24 protein-coding genes and 3 pseudogenes are annotated in these 25,953 nt (G+C 56.6%); 19 read left to right on the forward strand and 8 right to left on the reverse strand.

Annotated features, from left to right (window positions below):
• The first annotated feature begins 87 nt into the window (after nucleotides 1–87).
• The 11 genes from RSAL33209_RS04485 to metG all read left to right on the forward strand — a co-directional run bounded on the left by RSAL33209_RS04485 (nucleotide 88) and on the right by metG (nucleotide 12,277).
• Complete coding sequence (locus RSAL33209_RS04485) at nucleotides 88–1,032, forward strand: 2-hydroxyacid dehydrogenase (RefSeq protein WP_233496577.1); 945 nt, start codon at nucleotides 88–90, stop codon at nucleotides 1,030–1,032.
• Nucleotides 1,033–1,112: 80 nt separating this feature from the next.
• Nucleotides 1,113–2,834: a dihydroxy-acid dehydratase gene (gene ilvD / locus RSAL33209_RS04490; RefSeq protein WP_012244471.1), complete on the forward strand. Its 1,722-nt coding sequence runs from the start codon at nucleotides 1,113–1,115 to the stop codon at nucleotides 2,832–2,834.
• Between the two features lie 438 nt (nucleotides 2,835–3,272).
• Complete coding sequence (locus RSAL33209_RS04495; RefSeq protein WP_012244472.1) at nucleotides 3,273–5,171, forward strand: acetolactate synthase large subunit; 1,899 nt, start codon at nucleotides 3,273–3,275, stop codon at nucleotides 5,169–5,171.
• Between the two features lie 3 nt (nucleotides 5,172–5,174).
• Complete coding sequence (gene ilvN, locus RSAL33209_RS04500; RefSeq protein ID WP_012244473.1) at nucleotides 5,175–5,687, forward strand: acetolactate synthase small subunit; 513 nt, start codon at nucleotides 5,175–5,177, stop codon at nucleotides 5,685–5,687.
• Nucleotides 5,688–5,730: 43 nt separating this feature from the next.
• A complete protein-coding gene (gene ilvC / locus RSAL33209_RS04505) occupies nucleotides 5,731–6,756 on the forward strand; it encodes a ketol-acid reductoisomerase (RefSeq protein ID WP_012244474.1) in 1,026 nt (341 codons plus the stop codon).
• Between the two features lie 138 nt (nucleotides 6,757–6,894).
• Nucleotides 6,895–8,487 (forward strand): phosphoglycerate dehydrogenase, encoded by a 1,593-nt coding sequence (serA, locus tag RSAL33209_RS04510; protein WP_012244475.1) that lies wholly within the window; start codon nucleotides 6,895–6,897, stop codon nucleotides 8,485–8,487.
• 47 nt (nucleotides 8,488–8,534) lie between these two features.
• Nucleotides 8,535–8,915 (forward strand): MFS transporter, encoded by a 381-nt coding sequence (locus RSAL33209_RS19145; protein WP_049758829.1) that lies wholly within the window; start codon nucleotides 8,535–8,537, stop codon nucleotides 8,913–8,915.
• Entirely contained in the window at nucleotides 8,908–9,468 is a 561-nt protein-coding gene (locus RSAL33209_RS19150; RefSeq protein WP_049758830.1) for an MFS transporter, read from the forward strand. The genes RSAL33209_RS19145 and RSAL33209_RS19150 overlap by 8 nt, the downstream gene beginning before the upstream one ends.
• Before the next feature lie 176 nt (nucleotides 9,469–9,644).
• Complete coding sequence (locus RSAL33209_RS15970; protein WP_145962158.1) at nucleotides 9,645–9,890, forward strand: MFS transporter; 246 nt, start codon at nucleotides 9,645–9,647, stop codon at nucleotides 9,888–9,890.
• Nucleotides 9,887–10,627 (forward strand): ArsR/SmtB family transcription factor, encoded by a 741-nt coding sequence (locus RSAL33209_RS04520; protein ID WP_012244479.1) that lies wholly within the window; start codon nucleotides 9,887–9,889, stop codon nucleotides 10,625–10,627. Before RSAL33209_RS15970 ends, RSAL33209_RS04520 begins: the two co-directional genes overlap by 4 nt.
• A 60-nt stretch (nucleotides 10,628–10,687) precedes the next feature.
• Entirely contained in the window at nucleotides 10,688–12,277 is a 1,590-nt protein-coding gene (metG, locus tag RSAL33209_RS04525; protein WP_012244480.1) for a methionine--tRNA ligase, read from the forward strand.
• 78 nt (nucleotides 12,278–12,355) lie between these two features.
• Here the strand turns inward: metG and RSAL33209_RS04530 are convergent, their stop codons facing one another.
• The 6 genes and pseudogenes from RSAL33209_RS04530 to RSAL33209_RS19960 all read right to left on the reverse strand — a co-directional run bounded on the left by RSAL33209_RS04530 (nucleotide 12,356) and on the right by RSAL33209_RS19960 (nucleotide 17,599).
• Nucleotides 12,356–14,794: an ABC transporter permease gene (locus tag RSAL33209_RS04530; RefSeq protein ID WP_041684445.1), complete on the reverse strand. Its 2,439-nt coding sequence runs from the start codon at nucleotides 14,792–14,794 to the stop codon at nucleotides 12,356–12,358.
• A 1-nt stretch (nucleotide 14,795) separates the two neighbouring features.
• Entirely contained in the window at nucleotides 14,796–15,554 is a 759-nt protein-coding gene (locus RSAL33209_RS04535; protein WP_012244482.1) for an ABC transporter ATP-binding protein, read from the reverse strand.
• A gap of 93 nt (nucleotides 15,555–15,647) precedes the next feature.
• Nucleotides 15,648–16,372: pseudogene (locus RSAL33209_RS04540) on the reverse strand (response regulator).
• Nucleotides 16,373–16,403: 31 nt separating this feature from the next.
• Nucleotides 16,404–16,901 (reverse strand): sensor histidine kinase, encoded by a 498-nt coding sequence (locus RSAL33209_RS19535; RefSeq protein ID WP_012244485.1) that lies wholly within the window; start codon nucleotides 16,899–16,901, stop codon nucleotides 16,404–16,406.
• 33 nt (nucleotides 16,902–16,934) lie between these two features.
• Nucleotides 16,935–17,120 carry a histidine kinase gene (locus RSAL33209_RS19540; protein ID WP_325050102.1) on the reverse strand — a complete coding sequence of 62 codons (186 nt, stop codon included), beginning with the start codon at nucleotides 17,118–17,120 and terminating at the stop codon, nucleotides 16,935–16,937.
• Nucleotides 17,117–17,599, reverse strand: a pseudogene (locus RSAL33209_RS19960) (DUF7134 domain-containing protein). Before RSAL33209_RS19960 ends, RSAL33209_RS19540 begins: the two are co-directional and overlap by 4 nt.
• Nucleotides 17,600–17,771: 172 nt before the next feature.
• Here RSAL33209_RS19960 and RSAL33209_RS04550 point away from each other — a divergent pair.
• The 7 genes from RSAL33209_RS04550 (at nucleotide 17,772) to RSAL33209_RS17445 (ending at nucleotide 23,470) form a co-directional block, all read left to right on the forward strand.
• Nucleotides 17,772–18,821, forward strand: coding sequence for a 3-isopropylmalate dehydrogenase (locus tag RSAL33209_RS04550; RefSeq protein WP_012244489.1), 1,050 nt, complete (start codon nucleotides 17,772–17,774; stop codon nucleotides 18,819–18,821).
• Nucleotides 18,822–18,961: 140 nt separating this feature from the next.
• Nucleotides 18,962–20,074 carry a branched-chain amino acid aminotransferase gene (locus tag RSAL33209_RS04555; RefSeq protein ID WP_041685193.1) on the forward strand — a complete coding sequence of 371 codons (1,113 nt, stop codon included), beginning with the start codon at nucleotides 18,962–18,964 and terminating at the stop codon, nucleotides 20,072–20,074.
• Nucleotides 20,075–20,207: 133 nt separating this feature from the next.
• Nucleotides 20,208–20,978, forward strand: a complete 771-nt coding sequence (locus RSAL33209_RS04560) for a fumarylacetoacetate hydrolase family protein (RefSeq protein ID WP_012244491.1) — start codon at nucleotides 20,208–20,210, stop codon at nucleotides 20,976–20,978.
• Between the two features lie 25 nt (nucleotides 20,979–21,003).
• On the forward strand, nucleotides 21,004–22,494 hold the full coding sequence (gene gltX, locus RSAL33209_RS04565; protein ID WP_012244492.1) for a glutamate--tRNA ligase: 1,491 nt from the start codon (nucleotides 21,004–21,006) through the stop codon (nucleotides 22,492–22,494).
• Complete coding sequence (locus RSAL33209_RS19555) at nucleotides 22,491–22,808, forward strand: HAD family hydrolase (protein ID WP_325050105.1); 318 nt, start codon at nucleotides 22,491–22,493, stop codon at nucleotides 22,806–22,808. Before gltX ends, RSAL33209_RS19555 begins: the two co-directional genes overlap by 4 nt.
• Complete coding sequence (locus RSAL33209_RS19560) at nucleotides 22,792–23,202, forward strand: HAD family hydrolase (protein WP_325050106.1); 411 nt, start codon at nucleotides 22,792–22,794, stop codon at nucleotides 23,200–23,202. Before RSAL33209_RS19555 ends, RSAL33209_RS19560 begins: the two co-directional genes overlap by 17 nt.
• Nucleotides 23,203–23,314: 112 nt before the next feature.
• On the forward strand, nucleotides 23,315–23,470 hold the full coding sequence (locus RSAL33209_RS17445; RefSeq protein ID WP_155116072.1) for a hypothetical protein: 156 nt from the start codon (nucleotides 23,315–23,317) through the stop codon (nucleotides 23,468–23,470).
• Between the two features lie 220 nt (nucleotides 23,471–23,690).
• Here RSAL33209_RS17445 and RSAL33209_RS04575 read toward each other — a convergent pair whose 3' ends face one another.
• Both RSAL33209_RS04575 and RSAL33209_RS04580 read right to left on the reverse strand, forming a co-directional pair.
• Nucleotides 23,691–24,053 (reverse strand): hypothetical protein, encoded by a 363-nt coding sequence (locus RSAL33209_RS04575; protein ID WP_012244494.1) that lies wholly within the window; start codon nucleotides 24,051–24,053, stop codon nucleotides 23,691–23,693.
• Nucleotides 24,054–24,062: 9 nt separating this feature from the next.
• Entirely contained in the window at nucleotides 24,063–24,539 is a 477-nt protein-coding gene (locus RSAL33209_RS04580; RefSeq protein ID WP_012244495.1) for a hypothetical protein, read from the reverse strand.
• 118 nt (nucleotides 24,540–24,657) lie between these two features.
• Here RSAL33209_RS04580 and RSAL33209_RS04590 point away from each other — a divergent pair.
• Nucleotides 24,658–25,923, forward strand: a pseudogene (locus RSAL33209_RS04590) (IS3 family transposase).
• The last annotated feature ends 30 nt before the right edge of the window (nucleotides 25,924–25,953 follow it).

Raw genomic sequence — 25,953 nt, forward strand, 5'->3', positions numbered from 1 at the left:
GTTTTTGAACCACTGTGAAATCAGGATTCGCATTCCGCGACAGCTGTGCTCGAAGCCACTAAAGTGCTGCTGGTTAGAAATCATATCTTGATCCGAAACGTCCTGCTGCCGTCCGAAGAACTGTTGACATCGATTCAGCCCGTGCCTGACGGGCTGAATGTCGCGGTCTGGAACCTCGATGAAGCCTCGGCGCCCTTCGCGTCGGAGGAGGTCGACGCCGTCGTCCTTCCCTACGTGGGCGCTCTGGCGCCGTATCAAAAGCGGCTCGCGGATTTTCCGAATTTGAAGTTGGTGCAAACGCAGACGACTGGGTTCGACGGCGTAGCCAACCTAGGTGGTCCCCAGGTTGCTATCTGCTCAGCAGCTGGCGTGCACGCCGCTTCAACGGCAGAGTTGGCCATTGGGCTAATTTTGGCCTCATTACGGGGCCTAGACGTCGCGGCCCGAGACCAGCCCCATGCGCTTTGGCGACATGAGCGTCGAACTTCACTTGCTGATCGAAAGGTCTTGCTGCTCGGAGTAGGTGGCATTGGCCGGGAGATTGAGCATCGGCTAAGGCCTTTTGAAGTCTCGATAACACGCGTTGGCCGGACTCGTCGCGAAGATGAGCATGGCACGGTACATAGCTTTCAAGAACTGCTCGAACTCGCGCCGCAACACGATGTGCTCATCGCTGTCGTTCCTCTGACGGAGGAAACTACCGGTCTTGTGGGCGAAGAGCTGTTGGCAAAACTTCCGAATGGTGCCTTGGTGGTAAACGTTGGTCGTGGTGCTGTGGTTGATTCAGACGCGTTGACCGTCGAGGTTTTGTCCGGAAGGTTGCATGCCGCGTTAGATGTTTTCGATCCGGAACCCATACCGGCAAATCATCCACTGTGGCGCGCACCAAAAGCTTTCATCACGCCACATTTGGGCGGAGATTCGAGTGCTTTCCCGCGGAGAATTGCTGAGTTTCTCCAGAAGCAATTGAACTCTTTTGCGCTCGGAGAGCTGCCAGCAAATTTGGTCCGAACAGGTTTTTATCAGGAATAAGCCAGCTAAAACTGCGTCATAGAACGGTCCGCTTTGTGGACGCTTTCGCATGCTGCGATGCACAGTCATAGACTCTGCTCATGAGTGTGGAAACCAGTAGCGAAACCGGCAACAAACCAGATATCAAACCGAGAAGCCGCATTGTCACCGACGGAATTGCCGCCGCGCCTGCTCGAGGAATGCTCCGAGCCGTTGGCTTTGGCGACGAGGACTTTGCGAAGCCGCAGATTGGCGTCGCGAGTTCGTGGAACGAAATTACCCCCTGCAATCTCTCCCTTGATCGGCTGGCCAAAGCCGTCAAAGAGGGCGTGCATGCCGGCGGCGGCTTCCCGATGATCTTTGGCACAATTTCGGTGTCCGATGGCATTTCGATGGGGCACGAAGGTATGCACTTCTCGCTTGTCTCCCGCGAAGTGATTGCTGACTCGGTAGAGACTGTTATGCAAGCAGAACGCATCGATGGCTCGGTGCTGCTTGCTGGCTGCGATAAGTCATTGCCGGGCATGTTGATGGCCGCAGCCCGGCTCAATGTGTCCAGTGTTTTCCTCTACGCCGGCTCAATCATGCCCGGCTGGGTCAAGCTTGAAGACGGCACAGAGAAAGACGTCACGCTTATTGACGCCTTTGAAGCTGTCGGTGCCTGCGCAGCCGGCAAAATGTCGGTGGGGGATCTAGACCGAATCGAACGGGCAATTTGTCCGGGCGAAGGTGCCTGCGGTGGTATGTACACCGCGAACACTATGGCCTGTATTGGCGAGGCCTTGGGTATGTCCTTGCCTGGCTCGGCTGCGCCGCCAAGTGCGGACCGCCGTCGCGATATGTTCGCGCACCGTTCTGGCGAGGCTGTTGTTGAGTTGCTCCGCCGGGGCATTCGCTCGCGCGACATCATGACCAAGGAAGCCTTTGAGAACGCGATTGCGGTCACGATGGCTTTTGGCGGCTCCACGAACGCAGTGCTGCACCTACTTGCTATTGCTCGTGAGGCCGAGGTTGATCTGCAGCTTGAGGACTTCAACCGAATTGGTGACAAGATCCCGCACCTCGGCGACCTCAAGCCTTTTGGCCGATACGTGATGAACGACGTCGACCGGGTGGGCGGCGTGCCGGTGATAATGCGCGCGCTGCTCGATGCCGGGCTACTGCATGGTGATGCCTTGACCGTGACCGGTAAGACTCTGGCCGAAAATCTTGAAGCGATCAATCCGCCAGATCTGGATGGCAAGATTTTGCGTGCGTTGGATAATCCAATCCACAAAACTGGTGGGTTGAGTGTGCTCAAGGGCTCGCTTGCACCTGGCGGCGCCGTGGTTAAGACCGCCGGGTTCGACGCCGAGGTTTTCGAAGGCCCGGCTCGGGTTTTTGAACGCGAACAAGGCGCACTCGAAGCGCTTAAGGCTGGCGAAATCAAAGCGGGCGACGTCGTCGTGATCCGCTATGAAGGCCCTAAAGGTGGGCCGGGTATGCGCGAAATGCTCGCCATCACTGGCGCGATCAAGGGCGCTGGCCTGGGCAAAGACGTGTTGTTGTTGACCGACGGTCGGTTCTCCGGAGGTACAACGGGTCTGTGCATCGGGCACGTGGCGCCGGAAGCTGTCGACGCCGGGCCAATCGCCTTTGTGCAAGACGGCGACCTAATCCGGGTTGATATCCCCAACAAGAGTTTCGATCTCTTGGTTGACGAAGCAGAGCTGGAAGCTCGGAAAATCGGTTGGGAGCCGTTGCCTGCTCGCTTCACTAAAGGCGTGTTGGCTAAGTACGCTAAGCTTGTGCACTCGGCTTCCGAAGGCGCATACTGCGGCTAAACCAAAGTTATGCCCACTCGTAACGCCCTGGGCGGGGACATAAGTACTTATGTCCCCGCCCAGGGGCTAGAGATGGGACATAAGTGTGTGAAGTCCGCGCTGGGAAAGGTCAGCGAGTGTCCATTAACCGGATATCATGTCCATATAATGAGACCAGTAGTGGCCCGGTTGACACTCGGCGGCGAGACGGGAAAACTACAGGTATGCAGATCGGAATTCTTGTCGTACTTACCAAGCGCGTGACGGCCTAGCCCACAAGGCAAACCGTCCGGCTGGTAACAGTCCGAGCTGCATAGCACGCGCAAACCCCTCGCAGAGCCCACCGGCTGGAGGGGTTTTTTCGTTTCCGAACAAGGCTTGATCGAAAGTCAGATTTACCGTGCGATACCGGATCGCTAGTGCAGGTTGCTGCAATAGCGAAAACGAAGGAAGACTCACATGAGTAATGGTTCGACCATCAGCCCGGCGTTGATGGCCAGCAAGCCGCACCCCGCGGCGAAGAACGACCCGAATGCCAAAGCAGATACTGCTAAGGCCGAAGCGGCTGCTGCTGCCTCGCCGGTTCAAGGACTCAACCGAGTTATTGAACCGATTCAGATGAGCGGGTCTCAGGCCATTGTGCGTGCCCTTGAAGAGCTTGGTGTCACCGATATTTTCGGTCTCCCCGGTGGAGCCATTCTGCCAACTTACGATCCGCTCATGGCATCGGATATGAACCACGTGCTAGTTCGACACGAGCAAGGTGCCGGACACGCCGCCGAAGGCTATGCGATGGTGACTGGCAAGGTAGGCGTTTGTATCGCGACGTCGGGGCCCGGTGCAACCAACCTCGTAACGGCAATCATGGATGCGCATATGGACTCAGTGCCCATGGTCGCGATCACCGGGCAGGTGGCCTCAGCGGTCATTGGCACTGATGCTTTCCAAGAATCTGACATTATGGGCATCACGATGCCCATCACGAAACACTCCTTTCTGGTCACCGACCCCGAACAGATTCCGCGAGTGCTTGCCGAGGCATTTCACCTAGCCGGAAACGGGCGACCCGGTCCGGTGCTGGTAGACATTGCCAAGGACGCACAACAGGCGCAGATGACTTTTTCTTGGCCGCCGACGATCGATTTGCCCGGGTATCGCCCGGTCTTTCGCGGTCACTCCAAGCAATTGCGTGAAGCAGCGAGATTTATTGCTGAGGCGAAGAAACCAGTTCTCTATGTGGGCGGTGGCGTTATCAAAGGCCATGCTTCGGTGGAGCTGAAGGCGCTAGCAGAGCTGACGAACGCACCAGTTGTTACGACGTTGACCGCGCGTGGTGCCTTTCCGGACTCACATCCGCAACACGTCGGAATGCCGGGCATGCATGGCTCGGTTTCCGCGGTCACGGCGCTGCAGCAATCGGATCTGCTGATCACTTTGGGCGCTCGATTTGATGACCGCGTCACGGGAATTTTGGCGAGTTTCGCGCCCGGGGCAAAAGTTATTCACGCAGATATTGACCCGGCTGAAATCTCCAAGAATCGCACGGCAGATGTGCCAATTGTCGGCTCGGTCAAGGAAATCATTCCTGATCTGGCCGAGGCCGTTGCGGCCGAGTTTGCCGAAGTGGGCACACCGGATCTGACTGAATGGTGGGCCTTCCTCAACAACCTCCGCAGCACCTATCCGTTGGGATGGACCGAACCGGAAGACGGCCTGATTTCGCCGCAGAAGGTTATCCAGCGCATTGGTGCCTTGAGCGGCCCCGAAGCGATCTATGCCTCTGGCGTAGGTCAGCATCAGATGTGGGCTGCGCAATTCATCAAATATGAGCGACCGCATTCTTGGCTCAACTCCGGTGGTGCCGGCACGATGGGTTATTCGGTGCCGGCCGCGATGGGCGCCAAAGTTGGTGACCCCGACCGGGTGGTTTGGGCGATCGACGGCGATGGTTGTTTCCAGATGACTAATCAGGAACTTGCCACTTGCCGGATCAACAATATTCCTATCAAAGTCGCCATTATCAATAATTCATCCTTGGGCATGGTGCGGCAATGGCAGACCTTGTTTTACGAGGGTCGCTATTCAAACACTGATCTGAATACGGGTCACAACACCATCCGGGTGCCGGATTTCGTAAAGCTTGCCGAGGCTTACGACTGCGTGGGTCTGCGTTGCGAACGCGACGAAGATATCGATGCGACCATTCAGAAAGCCCTGGCGATCAGTGATCGACCGGTAATCATCGATTTTGTGGTTAGCCCAAATTCTATGGTCTGGCCGATGGTTCCAGCTGGCGTGAGCAATGATCAAATTCAAGTAGCTCACAATTTGACTCCGCAATGGGAAGAGGAGGACTAGAAAATGGATCGGCACACACTTTCAGTCCTGGTGGAGGACAAGCCCGGTGTACTAACCCGGGTAGCTAGTTTGTTCGCCCGTAGGGCCTTCAACATCAATTCGCTCGCCGTCGGCCCGACCGAAGTACCCGGAGTTTCGCGGATGACCGTGGTCGTCGATGCGCCGGGTGATTTGATTGAACAAGTAACCAAGCAACTCAATAAATTGATCAATGTGATCAAGATCGTTGAACTGGTTAAAGAATTTTCCGTGCAACGAGACCACATCCTGGTCAAAGTGCGCGCCGACGCGGCAACAAGATTGCAGGTCACCCAAGCTGCAGATCTATTCCGCGCTTCAGTGGTGGATGTTTCGCAAGATTCACTCATCATCGAAGCCACTGGCCATCCGGAAAAGCTCACCGCGCTTTTGAACGTGCTGGAACCGTTTGGAGTGCGCGAGATCGTGCAGTCCGGCACTTTGGCCATCGGACGGGGATCCCGTTCCATGAGCGACCGGGCGCTGCGAAGCGCCTGATGATATACAACACACAGGAATACCTAATGAGGAGCATTACACCGTGACTGAACTGTTTTATGACGACGACGCCGATCTGTCCATCATCCAGGGCCGTACCGTTGCCGTCATCGGCTACGGCAGCCAGGGCCACGCCCACGCCTTGAGCCTGCGGGACTCCGGCGTGGACGTCCGAGTAGGACTTGCCGAAGGTTCGCAATCGCGTGCCAAAGCGGAAGCTGAGGGCCTGCGCGTACTCAACGTCGCTGAGGCTGTCGCTGAGGCGGATGTCATTATGGTCCTTACTCCCGACCAAGTGCAGCGTCATGTTTACGCTGAGTCGATCGCTGCTAACTTGCAGGCCGGTGACGCCTTGTTCTTCGGCCATGGTTTCAACATCCGCTACGGTTACATCCAGCCGCCGGCCGACGTCGACGTCGCCCTGGTTGCGCCGAAGGGGCCGGGGCACATTGTGCGCCGCGAATTCGAAGCTGGCCGAGGTGTGCCGGACTTGATCGCCGTCGAGCAGGATCCTTCCGGAAACGCTTGGGCCCTGGCGCTTTCTTACGCCAAGGCGATTGGTGGCACCCGAGCAGGGGTTATCAAGACCACCTTCACCGAAGAGACCGAAACCGACCTGTTCGGTGAGCAAGCGGTGCTTTGCGGCGGCGCTTCGCAGCTCATCCAGTATGGCTTCGAGACCTTAACCGAAGCTGGCTATAAGCCGGAGGTTGCTTACTTCGAGGTCTTGCACGAGCTCAAGCTGATCGTGGACTTGATGGTTGAAGGCGGCATTGCTAAGCAGCGCTGGAGCGTTTCTGATACGGCTGAATACGGTGACTACGTTTCCGGCCCGCTGGTGATCGATGCGCACGTCAAAGACAATATGAAGGCTGTTTTGAAGGACATCCAGGATGGCACCTTCGCGAAGCGATTCATCGACGACCAAGACGCGGGCGCGCCCGAGTTCAAGGCGCTGCGGGCCAAGGGCGAGCAGCACCCTATCGAGACGACCGGTCGCGAACTGCGCAAGCTGTTCTCCTGGATCCAGAACGACGATGATTACACCGAGGGCTCGGTAGCCCGCTAGCAATGTGGGCATGATTGCCCGCGTTTGCTATTCCCTTACGGCGAAGAGGCCGGGTCTACACGTAACACTGTGGGCTCGGCCTTTGCCATATCAATAGACTCGTCCTAGCCATTCCGCCTTAACTGCTGAGGAACCCCTGTGACCGCCAAGCCTGTAGTCCTGCTCGCTGAAGAACTTGCCCCCGCAACTATCGAGGCCCTGGGCCCGGATTTTGAGATCCGGCACACCGATGGTGCTGATCGATCTCAACTGCTCTCGGCGATTGCCGACGTCGATGCAATCTTGGTCCGTTCCGCAACCCAGGTCGACGCCGAGGCAATTGTTGCCGCTAAGAAACTTAAAGTTATTGCTCGGGCTGGCTTTGGCCTGGATAACGTCGATATCAAGGCTGCCACCCAGGCCGGTGTGATGGTAGTAAATGCGCCAACGTCAAACATTGTCTCTGCTGCTGAACTAACAGTTGGCCACATACTTAGCTTGGCCCGGCACATTCCAGCAGCTAGCGCAGCGCTCAAAGCAGGGGAGTGGAAGCGCTCAAAGTACACCGGAACCGAGTTGTACGAGAAGAAGGTCGGCATCATTGGCCTTGGCCGAATCGGTGCGCTAATTACCGCACGATTGCAGGCTTTCGAAACTCAGATTCTTGCTTACGATCCATACATCACTTCAGCCCGGGCCGCTCAACTCGGTGTGCAGCTGGTGACTTTGGACGAGCTATTGGCACAGTCGGACTTCATCACGATCCACATGCCTAAGACGCCGGAAACTGTTGGCATGATTGGCCCCGAAGCATTCAAAAAGATGAAGAAGAGCGCCTACGTAATCAACGTGGCCCGCGGCGGATTGATTGATGAATCGGCGCTTTACGATGCGCTACAGGCGGGCGAGATTGCCGGTGCTGGCATTGACGTTTTTGTCAAAGAACCCAGCACCGATCTGCCGTTCTTTGGCTTAGACAATGTTGTGGTCACCCCGCACCTGGGCGCATCGACAGATGAAGCGCAGGAAAAGGCCGGCATCTCTGTTGCCAAATCTGTGCGGCTTGCCCTGGCTGGTGAGCTGGCGCCAGATGCAGTCAACGTTGCCGGTGGCGTCATCGATTCCGAGGTCCGGCCTGGAATCCCGTTGATTGAAAAACTGGGTCGAGTCTTTACCGCGTTGACGCACGCTTCAGTTACCCAAATCGACGTTGAAGTAGCTGGCGAGATTGCCAGTAAGGACGTGAAGGCGTTGGAGCTCGCGGCACTCAAAGGAATCTTTACCGACGTCGTCTCTGAGCAGGTTTCCTATGTCAACGCGCCAGTACTGGCAGAACAGCGCGGCATTAACGTCCGGCTCATCACCACAGACGAGGTCGAGGACTACCGGAACGTGCTCACCCTACGCGGTGCCCTTTCTGACGGTTCGCAAATTTCGGTAGCTGGAACCCTCACCGGCCCTAAGCAGACCGAGAAGCTGGTCGGGGTAAACGGCTACGACGTCGAGATTCCGATGAGTGAGCACCTCATCGTTCTGGTTTACCAGGACCGTCCGGGTGTTGTGGGTACCGTGGGTGGAATCTTGGGCGAAAAGGGCATCAATATCGCTGGGATGCAGGTTTCCCGTGCTGATGATGGCAATCAAGTGCTTTGCCTTCTCACGGTAGATAGCGCGGTGCCGCAAGATGTGCTCGATTCCGTTCGCGACTCCATCGATGCCAGTACCGCCCGCGAGGTTGATCTGGAAAGCTAGCCAATAGTTCGACGGCGATCGAACTATTTCGGGTGCAGGATGGATTCATGACCATTGCAGCGCCTAGAACAGTCGGAGTTAGCCGGACCTGGTTTGGTCTCATCGCGCTGTCTTTGGCTTTTGGCCTGGTGCAACTAGATGCCTCGATTGTGACCGTTGCGCTGAATACCATTCGGGCGGCTTTTAGCGGCGGGCTCTCTGCTGCGCAATGGGTTCTGGACGGATACACCGTACCGTTTGCCGCAGCTATGCTCACCGCTGGAGCCCTGGGCGATCGGCTTGGACATCGAAAGATTTGCGTCGGCGGATTTGCGCTATTTGCCGCTGCCTCAGTGCTCTGCACCCTCGCCCCGGATCTAACTTGGCTCATCGCAGGGCGGGTCGTACATGGCTTGGGCGCCGCAGTCTTCGCTTGCATTAGTGAGTGATTTGTTCCCGGATTCGGCTGCTCGTGCTCGCGCCTTAGGTATTTGGGGTGGCGTGGCTAGCGTGGGATTCGCGGCTGGTCCTTTATTGTGCGGTGCGCTGATCAGTAGTTGGCATTGGTCCGCCATTTTCTGGATCAATCTGCCCTTGTGTTTGCTCATCGGTTCGGCAATTTGGTTTAGAACTGAGGAATCGCCGAGGCGAGCTCGACGGCTAGATCTGCCAGGAGCGCTACTTGGCACCGTGGCGTTAGCATCGTTAACGGCAGCGATTATTGAGGTCGCTAGCGCGGTGTGGCTCAGTGCAGCGCTCCTTGTGGTTGCCCTGCTCAGCGGGATTCTGTTCGCGTTAGTTGAGCGGCGGCAAATTGAACCGATGATTCCCGCCGGACTTTTTAGAAGCCATGGTTTTAACTGGGCAGTTGGTACGGGGTTCCTTTTCAACTTCGCACTATATGGCAGCCTGTTTGGAGTTGCCCTGACCTTTCAGACGAAGTATCAACTGGGGCCGTTAAGGCAGTGGTCTTGCGGTACTACCACTTGCCCTATTGGTTAGTTTTGGTGCTACAGCGAGCGGATTTATCACCTCCAAGCTAGGCGCTAAGGTGCCGATGTTGTTGGGCTTTAGTGCTGCAGCTGTCGGCGCAACCGTCATCGCCATTGGTGATGGTGTCTCCTCGGTTTCTCTGATCATGGTGGGCCTAGGCTTATTTAGGGCTGTGTTCTTTTGCCATGCCTGCTATGACTTCAGTAGCCCTTTTTTGGGCACCGGCGGAACATCGAGGTCTAGCCAGCGGGGTGCTCAATACTTCTCGTCAGACTGGCGGCGCAATTGGCATCGCCTTTTTAGGTGCGGTGATTGGTATCGCAGGATTCGCTGGATTGGTGCTGGCTATGGTCATTGTGGTGATCTGCTACGCGATGGCCGTGCTGAGTACACTTCAAGCTACGCAATCGGAGGCTAAGGCGGATTCATGACGGGCGAAGCGGATCTTTCTCGAGTAGGTGAACTGTTTGCAGACAGAACTCGAAGTCGAATGCTCATGGCACTAGCGTCGGGCAAGGAACTTCCAGCAAGCGTCTTAGCCAGCGAAGCCGGGGTTACTCGTTCCACGGCGAGTAGCCACCTGAAGAAGCTTTCCGACGGCGGCCTGCTCGCGGTCGCAGTGCATGGTCGAAATCGCTACTACCGCTTGGCTGATCAACAAGTTGCAGAAGTAATTGAGAAGCTATTAGAGCTAGCACCGGCCGAGCCAATTACCTCGTTACGGGCAGAAACTAAAGCTGCCAAACTTCGGTTAGCCCGAACTTGTTACGACCATTTTGCCGGCAAACTCGGAGTTGCGGTGATGGAAAGTATTTTGCGGCACGGCTTTCTTCAAGGCGGCGACGGGCGATACCGGTTTGAGTCTGCCCGCGAAGATCGCCCGGCAAGTCCTGGTAGAGACATCGATTATCAGATCACGTCGGCAGGTGCTGATTTTTTTGCCACATTGGGTGTGCAGCTAACCAATTCTGGCCGGCCGCTAGTTCGCTACTGCATTGATTGGACCGAGCAACGCCATCACGTGGCAGGCCAGTTGGGGCGCGGAATCTTTGATCGGTTCCTTGCCGAGAACTGGATCGTGCGCAGAAACACGGGCAGGGCTTTGCAAGTTACTGACAGTGGTGTGAAAGCGCTCAAACAGCATTTCGACGTCGTCTGGTCAGGCTAATCCGGCGCGTCACAAAGTCATCTTTCGACAAGGCGCTAGCGCTACGGGTACTTTCAATAGGTGACTGAGTCTTCTAATAAACGCCCGTACTACCTCACTACGGCCATCACCTATCCCAACGGCGTGCCGCATATCGGCCATGCCTACGAATATGTTTCTGCTGATGCGCTGGCTCGATTCAAGCGTTTAGACGGATTCGATGTCTTTTACATGTCCGGCACCGATGAACACGGCATCAAGGTTCAGCAGGCAGCGGAGAAAGAGGGCGTAACGCCGCTTGAGCTGGTGGACCGCAATTCCGCTGCGATTCGTGCCGTGCACGATCTAGTAGAAAGCAGCTACGACCGGTTCATTCGTACCACCGAACCGGAACACTATTTAGCGTCCCAAGAGCTCTGGCGCCGGATGGAAGCTAATGGCGACATCTATCTAGATAAATACACTGGCTGGTATTCGGTACGTGACGAAGCGTATTACACCGATGAGCAGACGGAACTGCGGGCCGATGGCATCCGATACGCCATCGAAACTGAGACCGAGGTGACCTGGACCGAGGAAGAATCCTATTTCTTCCGGCTTTCGAATTATCAAGAGAAACTTCTGGCCCTCTACGAAGCCCAGCCCGAATTTGCTGCGCCGCAATACCGGTTCAACGAAGTGATCAGCTTTGTGAAATCTGGTCTGCAGGACTTGTCGATTAGCCGCACCTCATTCAACTGGGGAGTGCCTGTTCCCGGAAACGATAAGCACGTCATGTACGTGTGGGTCGACGCACTGACTAACTATTTGACCGGGGCAGGCTTTCCCGATGAGAGCTCATCGCAGTGGAAGTATTGGCCGGCCGATGTGCACATTATTGGTAAGGACATCTCTCGGTTCCACGCGATCTTCTGGCCTGGATTCCTCATGAGCGCTGGCCTGCCGCTGCCGAAGCGTGTGATGATTCACGGATTTTTGTTCAATAACGGCGTCAAGATGTCCAAGTCCTTCGGCAATGTTGTTGCGCCAGCCGATTGGGTCGCAGCTTATGGCGTTGACGCCGTCCGGTTTTTCTTCCTTCGCGAAGTTTCCTACGGCCAAGATGGCAACTACAGCCATGAAGCGATAATCAGCCGGAAGAACTCAGATCTAGCAAATAACTTAGGCAATCTCGCGCAGCGCTCGCTGTCTATGGTGGCCAAGAATTGCGACGGCGTAGTGCCCACACCGGGCGAATTCAGTTCGGCAGACCAAGCTATTCTTGCCAAGGCGCAGGCATTGTTAGCGGCCAATCGGGCCAGCTACGAGGTGCAGGAATTTCACCGCGCGCTGGAAGCGATTTGGGCTGTCCTGGGTGATACCAATGCCTACTTTGCCGACCAGGCTCCCTGGGTGCTCCGGAAAACCGATCCGGAGCGGATGGCTACGGTGCTCTACGTGACGCTTGAAGTTTTGCGGATTGTAGCTTTGCTGATTCAGCCGGTTATGCCAGGATCGGCAGCTAAATTGCTGGACGTTTTGGGAGTGTCGGCGGCTGAAGGCGCGCGAGACTTCACCGCCGTCGAAACTCCGCTGGTCGCTGGCACGGCGCTACCAGCGCCGTCGCCAATCTTCCCGCGTTACGAAGAGCCCGCCGAAGCCTCAGCCCACGGCAAACCCCAAACACACTAACAAACGCTGCACCACTTTTGGTCGTTATGAGCTCCTCATAACGACCAAAAGTGGTGCAGCGTTTGTTAGTGGTGCGGGTTATTCGGTGGCTAGACCTTCTACGGGGGAAAGTCTTGCTGCGCGCCGGGCGGGTACAACAGAAGCAGCTAGGCCAGCCACGGCTGCGATGCCCACCACAACAAGCAGCTCTAACCACGGCACATTGGGTAGCACAGTGGCAAAGCTACCTAGTGCGGATTGGGTACCCAGCCAGCCGTACAACGTACCGAGGGCGACGCCGATCAGAGCTGCCACCCCGGCAATCAACACGGCTTCCAAGGCGAGCATGCTGCGTAGGCCCCGTCTAGTCAGTCCAAGTGCCCGAAGTAGCGCATTCTCTCGAGTCCGTTCCAAGACCGACAGCGAGAGCGTATTGGCCACGCCGATCAGCGCAATCAATACTGCGATTCCGAGTAATGCTGTCACCACCAGGAGCAAGATGTCGATGACCTGGTTGAAAGACGCTTTCTCCAATGCTCCGCCATTGACGGCGGAATCTTGGACGCCAAGTGTTTTGGCCACTTGTCCACGTAAATCCAGAATCTGGGCACCGCTCAACCCCGGCACCAACTTGATCCAGGCTTCAGCTTTGGCATCGGCAGGCGCTGGAATTGTAGCTAAATTGACCATCGAACCAAAGGTTCTAGAATTTGAGGCAGCAACGGGAAGTTCCTTGCTGCCATTAGGCAAGGTGATGCTTTTCGAAGTGTCAGTTGTGGACTTAGGCATGAGCAGTTTGCCCGGCTGCACACGGTTACCCTCCGCGCTAATAACTGCCGCAGCATCCGCCGAAGATATGCCAAGGACGGGAACGTTCGCTCCTTGATTATCAATGGTGCCGACGATCGGCAGTTGTGCTACTGCGGCGACGCCGTTGACTGATTTCAACGCAGCGATCTGGCCGGGTGTGTAGTGCCCGGCGTCGGCAGTGACATCCACTGGATAGCGATCGTCCAAGGTCGAACTAAAAGCGCTCCGAGCCGTTGAAGCACCCGTCAGCATAATTGACACCAGGGTAACGCCAATGAGTAAAGCGGAAGCAGTCGCGGTTGTCCGTCCTGGACTGCGCACCGCATTGAGCGCGGCGAGCTTGCCCGGAACGCCAGCTGGGGCAGCCAACTTGCCAAAGGTCGCAACCAGTCGCGGGATGAAGAGCGAACCGCACAGAAGGACGCCGAAAAAGGTCATTGCGCCACCGGGCAGAGCAAATGCGAGATTCGTTGAGATTGCGCCCGCTGCTAAGAGCAAGCCGCCCAAACCAATCAGCAGTCCGCCGATCGTCAGTCGGACTTTGCCGCCGCGATTACTCAGAGCAGCATCTTCGGTCGGTCGCATTGCTGCCAACGGGGCGACCGAAGTAGCTGCGCGGGCTGGGATCAAAGCGGCACCGATAGTGAGGAGGATTCCGACGACGAGCCCAATAACCACGGCCTGCCAGTTGGCTTCAAAAGTGGCAAAATGGTTCTGGGGCATGCTGCTGATCCATTTGATCAATAGCGCCATTCCGGCCAGCGCCAGTGTAACTCCGGCCGCCGAGGCGATAAACCCGACAACGACTGCTTCGACCAGTATCGAGTTTCGGATCTGGCTCTTTTTGGCTCCTACACAACGCAACAAAGCAAGTTCTCTTGTCCGTTGCGCGACCAAAACTGAAAAGGTGTTTGAGACGACCAACACCGCGAAAATAATCGCGATGGCAGCGAAAGCGAGCAGAACCAGCGTCAGACTGTCATTCCCGCCGGTAAAGCTCTTCATGACGGTGTTGGTCTCTTCATCCGCGCTTCGCACGGTAGCGTCGGCATATCCCGCGCCGTTCAGGGCTTGCGAAATTTCAGCGCGTTTGGCATCGGAGAGGCCGCCGTCGAGCTTGAGCTGGATGTTGGCGTAACTCATTGGTGTGCTTGCTAGCGGAGCGACTGTTTGTGAGGCAGTAAGCAACTGGGCGGAGCCAGATGACATGGGGTCCGCGCTGGGCTGCATAATTCCGGTGATTTTGACTGGTGCAGATTGACCGTCGGAACTAGTTATTGTCAGTTCGGATCCGAGCTGGAGCGAATTGCGCTTTGCTGTTTCTTCATCGATTACTGCTTGGCCAGGCGCAGTAGGAAAAGCGCCGGAAAGCAATGTTGATGCCTCTAAAGCTTGGTCAGCGGGAGAGTTCTTGAGCAGCGCGTTGAAACTGCCTGATTCGGCTTTAGCTTGAACGGAAAGACTGATCTGGCCATAGCTTGCGGCAACGCCCGGAATCTTCTCCGTGGCCTTGAGTGCTTCGGTATCGAGCGGCTTGCTCTTGCCGCCAGTCACCACGGCGTCGGCTTTTGCAAAGGACTGGCCAACACTGGCTTTTAGCGTCGCTTGGGTCGAGGAATTGACCAACAGAGTGGCAACCAAAAAAGCGACGGCGAGCAACACAGCCAAGGCGATAGCGACGAAGCGTCTGGCGTGCAATCGGACTTGGGCGAATGCGATTTGCAGCATTTTAGGCCCCAAAAGTTGCCAGTGCGGCAAGTACGGTTCCGGGAGTTGGATTGCTCAGTTCGCCAGCCAATTCACCATCGCTGAGCAGCACAACGCGGTCGGTGTAGGAAGCCGCAATCGGATCGTGCGTGACCATGATGATGCTTTGGCCCATTTCCTGTGAGGAACGGCGCAACATGCCGAGCACCTCGGCGCCAACGCGTGAGTCCAGGTTGCCGGTGGGCTCATCAGCAAAAATCACCTCGGGCCGGGTCAGCAATGCTCGGGCGACGGCGACGCGCTGCTGCTGACCACCAGATAGCTGATACGGACGGTGCTTGAGCCGGTCAGTCAGGCCCAGCGTTGAGGTGATGAAGGTGAACCAATCCTTGTCTACGCTTCCGTTCGCCAGCGCGACCGGCAGGGTGATGTTCTGCTCAGCGGTCAGGGTAGGCACCAAATTAAAGGCCTGAAAAATGAAGCCGATTCGGTCCTGACGCAGGGCCGTTAGCTGGCCATCGTCAAGTTGAGTGATGTCGGTGCCGCCAAGGTGAATGCTGCCGCCGTCGACCGAATCCAATCCTGCGAGGCAATGCATCAGCGTGGACTTGCCGCTACCGGAGGGGCCCATGATTGCAGTGAACCGAGAGCGGTCAAAATCGATGTCTACATCTTTTAAGGCGACGACCGCAGTCTCACCTTTGCCGTAGTGTTTGCGCAGGCCGCGGGCGGAGACCGCCGTGCCTTGGTGAGTGTATTCGCGTTCAGTCAAAGTCGTCATACATCAAAACTACGGAGCGCCGAGCGCAAGCGAATCGGGCTACGGGGTGATTCAACGAGCGGGCCAGCGCCGACGACTCAGACCCTGGTATGACTAGTTTGGCGTGACGGCACCGGTTTCATAGGCAATGACCACAATCTGCACTCGGTCGCGTGCACCCAGTTTGCTGAGGATGTGCCCCACATGCGTTTTTACGGTCGCCTCAGAAAGGAATAGATTGCTGGCAATTTCCGGGTTGGAATAACCTTGCGCGATGAGCAGGAATAGCTCGTGTTCCCGTGCGGTCAAGCTCTGCACCGCTTGTTGATGCTCATCTTTGGCCTGGCCTGGCTCGGCGCAGAGAGCATTGGTGCAACATGGTCCAAAAGTCGGCGAGTAGTGGAGGGTGCAATAACTGCATCGCCGCGATAGACGGTGCGAATTGCGTCTAGCAGCTCTTCCGGCGGCGCATCTTTGAGTAGGAATCCGCTGGCGCCAGCCTGGATTGCGGCCAAAGCATATTCGTCTAAGTCAAAAGTGGTCAGCACCACTACCTTCAGGGCCGCTAACCGTGATCCAGGTGTTGCGGTGCGGACGCGTTCCATCAATCGCCGAGTAGTTTCGATGCCATCCATACCGGGCATCCGAACATTCATCAGCACGACGTCGGCCACGGTCGCGGAGAGCGCGGAGAGCGCCTCGCGGCCGTCTCCGGCTTGTATCACCACGTCGAGGTCCGATTGTGAGTTGATCAGCATCGTGAATCCAGAGCGGACCAATTGCTGGTCATCAACGAGGGCCACCTTGATGACTTCGGGCTCATCAGTCGAGGAGTCCAGGTTGCTTTGCTCTTGTGCGGAATCGCTCACGTTAGGCCTCTGTATAGGGAATGAATGCGTTGATGCAGAACCCGCCGCCGGGCTGTGCTTTGGCTTCTAGGCTTCCATCGTAAAGCTTGACCCGTTGGCTCATCCCGCGCAGGCCATTACAACCGCCAGCTGCAGGTGGGTCTGCGGCAGCGCCGCGACCGTCATCTTGCAATGTCACGGCTAATCCACGGGACTGCCAATCGAGACTGACTACGGTATGAACTTGCGGCCCAGCGTGTTTTAGCACGTGGGTAAGGCCCTCCTGGACCATCCGGTAGACCGTCAACTCAGCGCCGCCGGGCAACGCTCGCCGAGCCTGACCAGACGGAGTGAACTCGGCCGAAAGTCCAGCGGCTCGGAAGCCCAGAAGTAGCTCATCTAGATCGGTAAGGCTCGGCAACGGTCGGTAGGACGTCGTTTCGTCGCCGCGGAGCACGCCGAGCAGACGACGCATTTCACTGAGCGAGGTACGGCCAGTTTCGGCGATGGTTCGTAGCACTCGGGTTGCCGCCGTGGGGTCTTGCTCGGCCGCTTACCGCCCGCCGTCGGCCTGGGTAATAATCACCGACAGTGAGTGCGCCACAATATCGTGCATTTCGCGGGCAATATGGGCGCGCTCATCGCTCGCGGCAAGGTCTCGCTCTTGCTGTTGTTCAATTTCCAGCCGCCTAGCCCGGTTTTCTAAAGCTTGTTCACGGAGTCTGCGTGTTCTGGTCAAGTCACCGAGAGTCCAGCTGAACAAGACCCATGGAACCAAATCATGAGCACCAAGATCACTTGATAGGGCAAATTGGCAATGGTGAACGGGCTGCCGCTGGTGTCTCTGGCAGCGGCGTAGAAGCGGGTAATGAGCAGGATTGCGCCGAGCAACGCCAAGCCAAGACCGCCAAGACTGGCCCATCGCGGCGCATAGGCGGCCAACGAATAAACTACGAGGATCACCGCGACGTCTGCGAACAGTGGTGGGGCGCCAAGGGCTCACTGCGTTAGCGCGACGGCGGCGAGGATAATTCCAGCGGCCACTGGGCGGGTACGTCGCCAGGCCAGCGGAACAACCAAGAACGTTGAAACAATAAACGAGGGAATACTGTTGCCAAGTACGGAAAGCGCAGTAAATGCCCAAAGCACAATAATGCCGGCGAAATCCACCGCAAAGCGATGGCTCCGGAACCACTCGTAGATTTTGTGCATGACCATGGTTAACGACTTTACGGCGCAAGGTGCCGGCAAAGCATCCTGCCACGGTCTGAAACCTGGTTAGCTGCCTGAATAGTCGCGGCTTGGCGTGCTGGCGTCCTACCGAATAGCACAGTGTCCGAAAGGTGAGACGTTTTGACCAGCATGTGGATGCTTTGGTTAAGCTAGAGCGATGAGTATCGATTTGGCAGTGATCCCTGGCGACGGCATCGGTCCGGAAGTTGTCACTGAGGCCCTGAAAGTTCTTCAGGCAGTGGTGGTTCCTACTGGCGTTGAACTCAAGCAGACTGAATACGCGCTTGGTGCTCAGCACTGGCTTGAGACGGGGGAGACGCTTTCCGAGGAGACGTTAGCGTCGCTACGCCAGCACGATGTGATTCTGTTTGGTGCGGTTGGCGGAGCGCCTGGCGATACCAGAATTCCATCAGGACTCATTGAGCGCGAGATGCTGCTTAAGATTCGCTTTTCCTTAGATCACTACGTCAACTTGCGGCCATTTAAGCTTTATCCAGGTGTGCCAAGTCCGCTGGCTACGCCCGGAAAGATCGACTTTGTGGTGGTGAGGGAAGGTACCGAGGGGCCGTACGTCGGTAACGGTGGTTCGCTGCGCAAGGGCACCGACCAAGAAGTTGCCAATGAGCTTTCGGTCAATACCGCCTTTGGTGTACAACGAGTGGTCCGGGACGCTTTTCGCCGGGCCAGCAAGACCGAGCGTAAAAAACTCACCTATGTGCATAAACACAACGTTCTGGTGCATGCCGGACATTTGTGGAAGCGGACGGTCGAATCGATTGCCACTGATTTTCCGGAAGTTTCGGTGGATTACCTGCACGTAGACGCCGCCACCATTTTCTTTGTGACTGATCCCTCGCGTTTCGATGTGATTGTTACCGACAATCTCTTTGGCGATATTTTGACGGATCTCTCCGCAGCAATTACTGGCGGCATTGGTCTGGCAGCCTCGGGCAATATCAATATGGATCGAACTGCCCCTTCGATGTTTGAACCGGTACACGGATCCGCGCCGGATATTGCTGGCCAGCAAAAGGAGGATCCGACGGCGGCAATTCTGTCCGCTGCCATGCTGCTTGATCACTTGGAATTTCCGGAACTGTCAGCGAAGATCTATGCGGCGGTCGAGGCCGACGTCGCCACCCGAGCAGAGCTGGGCAGCAGGACTACTGCGGCGATTAGCGATGCGATCGTCGCCAGATTGGGCTGAAGCCCGAATCGGAATATCGATAGGTCCAATGTCGCCATTTTTGCTGCACTTTTGGGCCAACTTGCGGAGTACAGTTAATCCTTGATAACCCGATACAAGCCATCGTGAAGCATCGCAATGCGACATCCCGTGGAGGAATCATGACTCAAACAGCGACCGAATTAGCCTTCGCTCAGCAGCTCTCGGAGAACCCGAAGTCTGCTCAGGAACGGGAAACTATTCTTGCTAAACCCGGATTCGGAGACTACTTCACCGACAATACCGCCGTCGTCGATTACACCGCGACCGCGCCGGGTGAGGGATCCTGGCATAACGCTCGGATTGAGCCCTATGGCCCGATCTCGCTAGACCCGGCCGCATCCGTGCTGCACTATGGCCAAGAAATTTTCGAAGGGCTTAAGGCGTACCGACACGCTGACGGTTCGGTTTGGACCTTCCGCCCGGAGCGCAACGCTGCGCGACTGAATACTTCTGCGCAGCGCTTGGCGTTGCCGCAGCTGCCTGAGCAGGTCTTCCTCGACGCGATTGCTGGCGTCGTGCAGGCAGATCAGGAATGGGTGCCGTCAGGTGATGGTGAAAGCCTCTACCTGCGTCCCTTCATGATTGCCACCGAAGCTTTTTTGGGCGTGCGAGCTGCTCGCGAAGTTTCCTTCCGGGTCATCGCTTCGCCTGCTGGTAACTACTTCGGCGGCGAGCTGAAGCCGGTGTCGATCTGGATTTCACGTAACTACGCTCGCGCTGGCCGCGGCGGCACTGGCGCTGCCAAATGCGGCGGCAATTACGCAGCTTCACTTTTACCGCAACTTGAGGCTCAAGCGCACGGCTGCCAGCAGGTGCTGTTCCTTGATCAGGAGAATAGCAACGCCGTCGAGGAATTGGGTGGCATGAATGTGTTCTTTGTGATGAAGGACGGTTCGCTGGTTACTCCGGCTCTTTCCGGCAGCATTTTGGAAGGTGTTACGCGGTCTTCGGTGTTGCAGTTGGGTCGCGACCGTGGCTTGGACGTTCAGGAGCGCACCATCACGCTGGATGAATGGCGCGAGGGCGTCAATTCTGGCGAGATCGCTGAAGTCTTTGCCTGTGGCACAGCAGCTGTTATCACGCCGATCGGCCGTCTGCTGGACGAGAACGAAGAAATCGGTTCTGCGGACGCGAAGGCGGGCGAGGTGACTTTGAGCATCCGTGCGGAACTTCTTGGCATTCAGACCGGTGCTGTTGAGGACAAGCACGGCTGGTTGCGCCGCTTGGTCTAGGTCGTTGACCGCACCCCTCCAGAACCGCACCACCCCATTTCAGATAGCAAGACGACTCTGCGTTAGCAAGAAGCCCAGCTTCCTTGCTAACGCAGAGTCGTCTTGCTATCTGAAACCGTGAAATAGTTGGCTCATGCGTATAGCCCGTTTTGTTTTGGATGCTGATCCCATGTACGGCGTAGTTGATGCCGCCGGTGAAACTGTGACCGTGATCAAGGGAGATCCCTTCTTCAACGGCGTAGAGCCAACAGGGGAGACCCACCCGTTAGAGGATGTCCGGTTGTTGGCACCCATCATTCCGCGCTCCAAAGTTGTTGGCATTGGTCGGAATTATGCTGAGCATGCCAAGGAATTGGGCAACGAAGTACCGGCCAGCCCACTCATGTTCCTCAAGCCAAATACCTCGGTGATTGGGCACAACGATCCGATTGCGCTGCCGGAATTCTCCGAAGAGGTCTCCTACGAGGCTGAGCTCTGCATCGTGATTGGCCGCATTTGCAAGGACGTGCCTGAGGACCGCGTGGACGAAGTGATCTTTGGCTACACCTGTGGCAATGACTTGACTGCGCGCGATGCGCAACGCAAGGACAACCAGTGGGCCCGAGCAAAGGGCTTTGATGGATCTGCTCCGCTAGGGCCGTGGATTGAAACCGAGCTCGACGTCGAAGACTTGGCTGTACAAGGCAGGCTCAACGGCAAAGTGGTCCAAGACGGTCGCACCGACCAGATGATTTGGGGCGTCAAGGCGCTGGTTTCGTATGTCTCGCAGGCATTCACGTTGTTGCCGGGCGACGTCATCATGACCGGTACGCCGGCCGGCGTCGGCCTAGTCACTGAAGGTGACCGCTTCGAAGTTGAAATTGAGGGGATCGGTACGTTGTCCAATCTCATCGTCCGCCGATAATACCCAGACTAAAGCTGAGAGCATCATGACTATTCCCCTTATTGACGCGGCGACTCCGGTCCGCGTCCGTTTTTGCCCGTCACCTACTGGAACCCCGCACGTCGGCCTGATTCGCACGGCGTTGTTCAACTGGGCTTATGCTCGGCATACCGGTGGCAAGCTGGTTTTCCGCGTGGAAGATACTGATGCTGCACGCGATAGCGAAGAGAGTTACCAGCAACTGCTCGATGCGCTGAACTGGATGGGCATTGACTGGGATGAGGGCGTAGAGGTAGGCGGCCCGCACGAACCGTACCGTCAATCGCAGCGGAGCGAAATTTACCAGGATGTCATCGCGAAATTGCGTGACGGTGGATTCGTTTACGAATCATATTCGACACCGGATGAGATTGAGGCGCGACACAAAGCTGCCGGGCGTGACCCAAAGTTGGGCTACGACGGCTTTGATCGAGATCTTTCGGCAGAACAGATTGCTGCGTTCAAAGCAGAAGGCCGTGAAGCTGCCTTGCGGCTGCGGATGCCCGATGAAGACATCACTTTCACCGACCTGGTCCGCGGCGAAATCACCTTCAAGGCTGGCTCAGTGCCGGACTTCGCCGTAGTGCGGCCAAACGGTGCGCCGCTGTACACGCTGACGAACCCGGTAGACGACGCATTGATGGGCATTACCCACGTTTTGCGTGGCGAGGACATCTTATCCTCCACACCGCGGCAAATAGCCCTGTACCGGGCGCTACACGCCGTGGGCGTGGCTGACTATCTGCCGGAATTCGGCCACCTGCCCTATGTCATGGGCCAGGGCAACAAGAAGCTGTCCAAACGCGATCCGGAATCTAGCTTGTTCCTGTTGCTCGAATGGGGCTTTATCAAAGAGGGTTTGCTGAATTACTTGGCGCTGCTGGGCTGGTCGCTTAGCGCGGATGAAGACATTTTCACGGTTGAGGAACTAGTCAAGGCCTTTGACGTGCACGACGTGTTGGGCAACCCGGCTCGCTTTGACGTAAAGAAGGCTGAGTCAATCAACGGAACCCATGTGCGGTTGCTTGCGCCAGAGGATTTCCGAGGCCGACTTGTGCCGTACTTGCAGGCCGCTGAGTTGGTTAGTGCGGAGCTCACCGAACGGCAGTCTGCCGTTTTGACCGAAGTTGCGCCGCTGGTCCAGGAACGGATACAGCTGTTGGCTGAAGCGCCGGCGATCTTGCGTTTCCTTTTCGTTGCGGACGACGACGTCGAACCCGCCGAAGATGCGCTGAAGGGACTGCCCGAGAATTTGGTTGAGGTGCTGGATGCGGCGATTACCGCCGTCGAGCCGTTGACTGAGTGGAACGCTGAGACCATTCAGGACGCGCTGCGTACTGCCTTGATTGATGATCTGGGCCTCAAACCACGATTGGCCTTTGGGTCGGTGCGTACCGCGATGTCTGGCCGACGGATTTCGCCGCCGCTGTTTGAATCGATGGTGATCTTGGGCAAGGAATCTTCGCTGGCTCGGTTACGCAGATTCCGAGACCGATGACATTTGGTGCGCCCATTCGGGCAGTACTTTTTGATATTGATGACACGCTAGTTGACTGGCGTTCAGCCACGGAGCTGGCAGTGCAAGCGATTAGCTCGGAGTTTGTTCCCGACCTTTCAGCTGAGGACTGGGGAAGATTCAACGTGATTTTCCGAGTTGATTCGGCCGGGTTCTACCAGGCGTATCTTGACGGCAAATTGGGTTTCGTTGAGCAGCGAATCGCTCGGGTTCAATTGGCCTTTGCTGAAGTTGGCGGACGGCTGCCAGACGAAGTGGCGGAGCAATGGAATTCTGCCTATGGAGGCGGAGATTAATAGCCGATGGGCACCGTACGCTGATGTTTTGCCGCTACTAGATGCCTTGGATACTTTAGGGATTCCGTACGGCGCTGTGAGCAATAATGTAGCCGATTATCAGCGTCGGAAATTGGACCTGGCTGGCTTGCAACGAATTTCCGTTTTGGTTGGCACCGACACGGTGGGCGTGCCCAAGCCGGACCCAGCGATTTTCCACGAGGGTGCCCGGCAACTTGGATTAGAGCCTGCCTTCACTTTGTATGTGGGGGACAACCTGGTGATTGACGCCTTAGGTGCTGCGTCGGCAGGCTTGCCGTCGGTGTGGCTCAATCGGGATGGCGGCATTGATGAGCAGCGGGATGGACCGCAGATGACGAGTCTCGATGAGCTGCTTGGGCTTTTAGGCGAGTAACTTATTCGCTGCCATTTCCGCTTAATAACTACAGATCTCTTGAATTAGAGATTGAGAATGGCTATTTTAAATGATATTTCCACTAAACAGTGGACTTATGGGAGGAAAAGCCATGAAAAAGGTATTTGCTACTTTAGCTGTTGTCGCGGCGGTGGCTGGACTGTCGGTAGTGACAGCCAGTAGCGCTCAGGCCAAAGCGGACTTTAGCTGTGTGAACTCGGGTGCATCGGGTCAGGGCTGGTCGTACGAAATCATCCGCTGCCGATAATTTACCCAAGGGAGGCTTCGCCGGTTTGCTCCGACGGAGCCTCTTTTGTGGGTTGGAATTTGGTTTCTGACGATCTGACTGGGTTGTTTCTGATTTGCTGCGAACACTTCACAACAGATAGCGGCGCGGTTGTGACTGGAAGGGCTGCTGAGGCTGTTATCCAGTAGCCGAGATGCGCTATGTGTTGTGGCGTGTTCGGCCACAACGCGACAGATGATTTCTAGGAGATTTTTCCTCGCCTTCGCATGACGATGGAGAGGATGCAGCCGATCAAAATAATCGCGCAAATGATGATGCCGATTAGGCCGCCCGCACCACTTGGGCTGATAAAGGTCGCCTGGGTCTTGAGCTGGTTAGCGCCCTCATCGAGCGCTTTCGCGCCGGCTATTAGTCCCTTATTCTGGTCAGGATTAGTGATGCCATCCGCTAGCTGATCAGTGCCGTCAGCAAGCTTCTTGGAACCTGGAGCTAAGCCTGGCTGCGTCGGATCAGAAGGATCCTTGTACATGCCGCTGAGTAGCTGGTTGGTGCCGTCGGCAAGCTTTTGGGTTCCTTCCTTGAGCCCGTATGGTGATTCGCTCAACGGGTCGGTTTACATGCCTTGAAGTGCTTGGGCAGTGCCATCGGCTAGGCGTCCGGAACCGTTAAGCAGGTTTTCCTGGCCGCCGTTGTCTCCGTTGATGCCGTACTTTATCTGTTCGACGCCGCTGGCAAGGCTTGGCTTGCTGGAGGTGCCTTCGATGACTCCGGAGTAGAGCTGGTTGACGCCGGCAACTAGGCTGGGCTTTGTGGCTGTGCCTTGGATAACGCCTGCGTAAAGCTGGTTCACACCAGCTTGTAAAGCAGGGGTGCCATCAGGACGAGGACCTACAACGCAGGTCTTGAGCTGGGCGATGCCATCGACCAGGCTGGGGTTGCCGGGAGTGCTTGGCCCTGCAACGCCTGCCTGAAGCTGAGCTACGCCGTCGCGAAGACTAGGGGTCCCATCAGGTCGTGGGCCTAGGACACCTGCGTAAAGCTGTTGGACACCGGCTACAAGGCTACGTTTCCCGTCAGGTCGTGGCCCCAAAACTTTATCGTAAAGCTCTTGAACGCTCTCTTTGACACTGGGTTCTTCTTTCGTTCCGGGGCCAATACTGAATCGCCCCGGTGTGTCCGGAGACTTTCTTGTTTGAGAGGATCAGGACATGGCAGGGAAAACTACGACACGGTATCCGCAGGAGTTGAAGGATCATACGGTGCGCATGGTGGCGGAGATGGAGGGTGCGTCTTCGGAGTGGGCGGCGATGCAAAAAGTTGCCCAGCTTTTGGGTGTGGGTGTGCCGGAAACGGTGCGTAAATGGGTCCGGCAAGCCGAGATCGATGTTGGTACTAGAACTGGAACAACGAGCACGGAATCGGCCGAGCTGAAACGGTTACGGCGTGAGAACGCTGAGCTGAAACGGGCGAACGCGATCCTTCGGAGTGCTTCAGCTTTTTTCGCGGTCGAACTCGACCGCCACAACACTGATCGTGAAATACATCAAGGACCATGCCGGTCACCGCGAGAATAATGGATTGCGGTGGGGTGTCGAGTCGATCTGCCAGGTGCTTACTGGGACGGGGTGAAGACCACCCCGTCCACGTACTACGAATGGGTGGATAAAACACGATCTCACCGAGAACAACGTGATGAGGTGCTCAAGCCCGTGATCCAGAAGGTGTATGCCGCTAATTACGGGGTTTACGGCACCAGGAAAGTCTGGTTGGCGATGAACCGTGAAGGTGTGCCGGTGGCCAGGTGCACGGTAGAACGGCTCATGGGGTTACTTGGCATACAGGGTGCGGTCCGTGGCAAGGTCAAACGCACCACGATCAAAGACTCGAAGGCGGCCCGAGCGAAGGACTTGGTCCGCCGTGATTTCACACCAACGGCACCGGATCGGCTATGGGTAGATGATTTCACCTATGTTTCGACCTGGTCCGGGTGGGTCTATGTTGCCTTCGTGATCGATGCTTACTCTCGGAGGATCCTGGGCTGGTCAGCGAGTGCTTCTATGAACACCGTGCTAGTGCTCAACGCAGTTAATCAGGCAATCTGGAGTCGTGAACGGGCCGGGGCTGAGATTTCCGGGGTGATTCATCATCACGATGCCGGGGCTCAATACGCCTCCTTGGCCTTCACCGAACGCCTGGCCCAGACCGGTATCCGCCCCTCGATCGGTTCTGTGGGTGATAGTTACGACAACGCCTTGGCGGAAACCATCAACGGGCTTTATAAGACCGAGCTGATCAAACCCGGCAAGCCCTGGCGGACTCTAGAAGAAGTCGAAATCGGCACCGCTGAATGGGCCGATTGGTACAACCACCGAAGGCTCTACCAGTACTGCGGAGACATCCCACCAGTAGAGCTAGAAAACCACTACTACAATCACTACCAGAGCACGGCAGCCGCCGACAGGCTCATCGTCTGAGAAACCCTCCGGACACACCGGAGCGATTCA

The organism is Renibacterium salmoninarum ATCC 33209 (genome assembly GCF_000018885.1).
Classification (GTDB): domain Bacteria; phylum Actinomycetota; class Actinomycetes; order Actinomycetales; family Micrococcaceae; genus Renibacterium; species Renibacterium salmoninarum.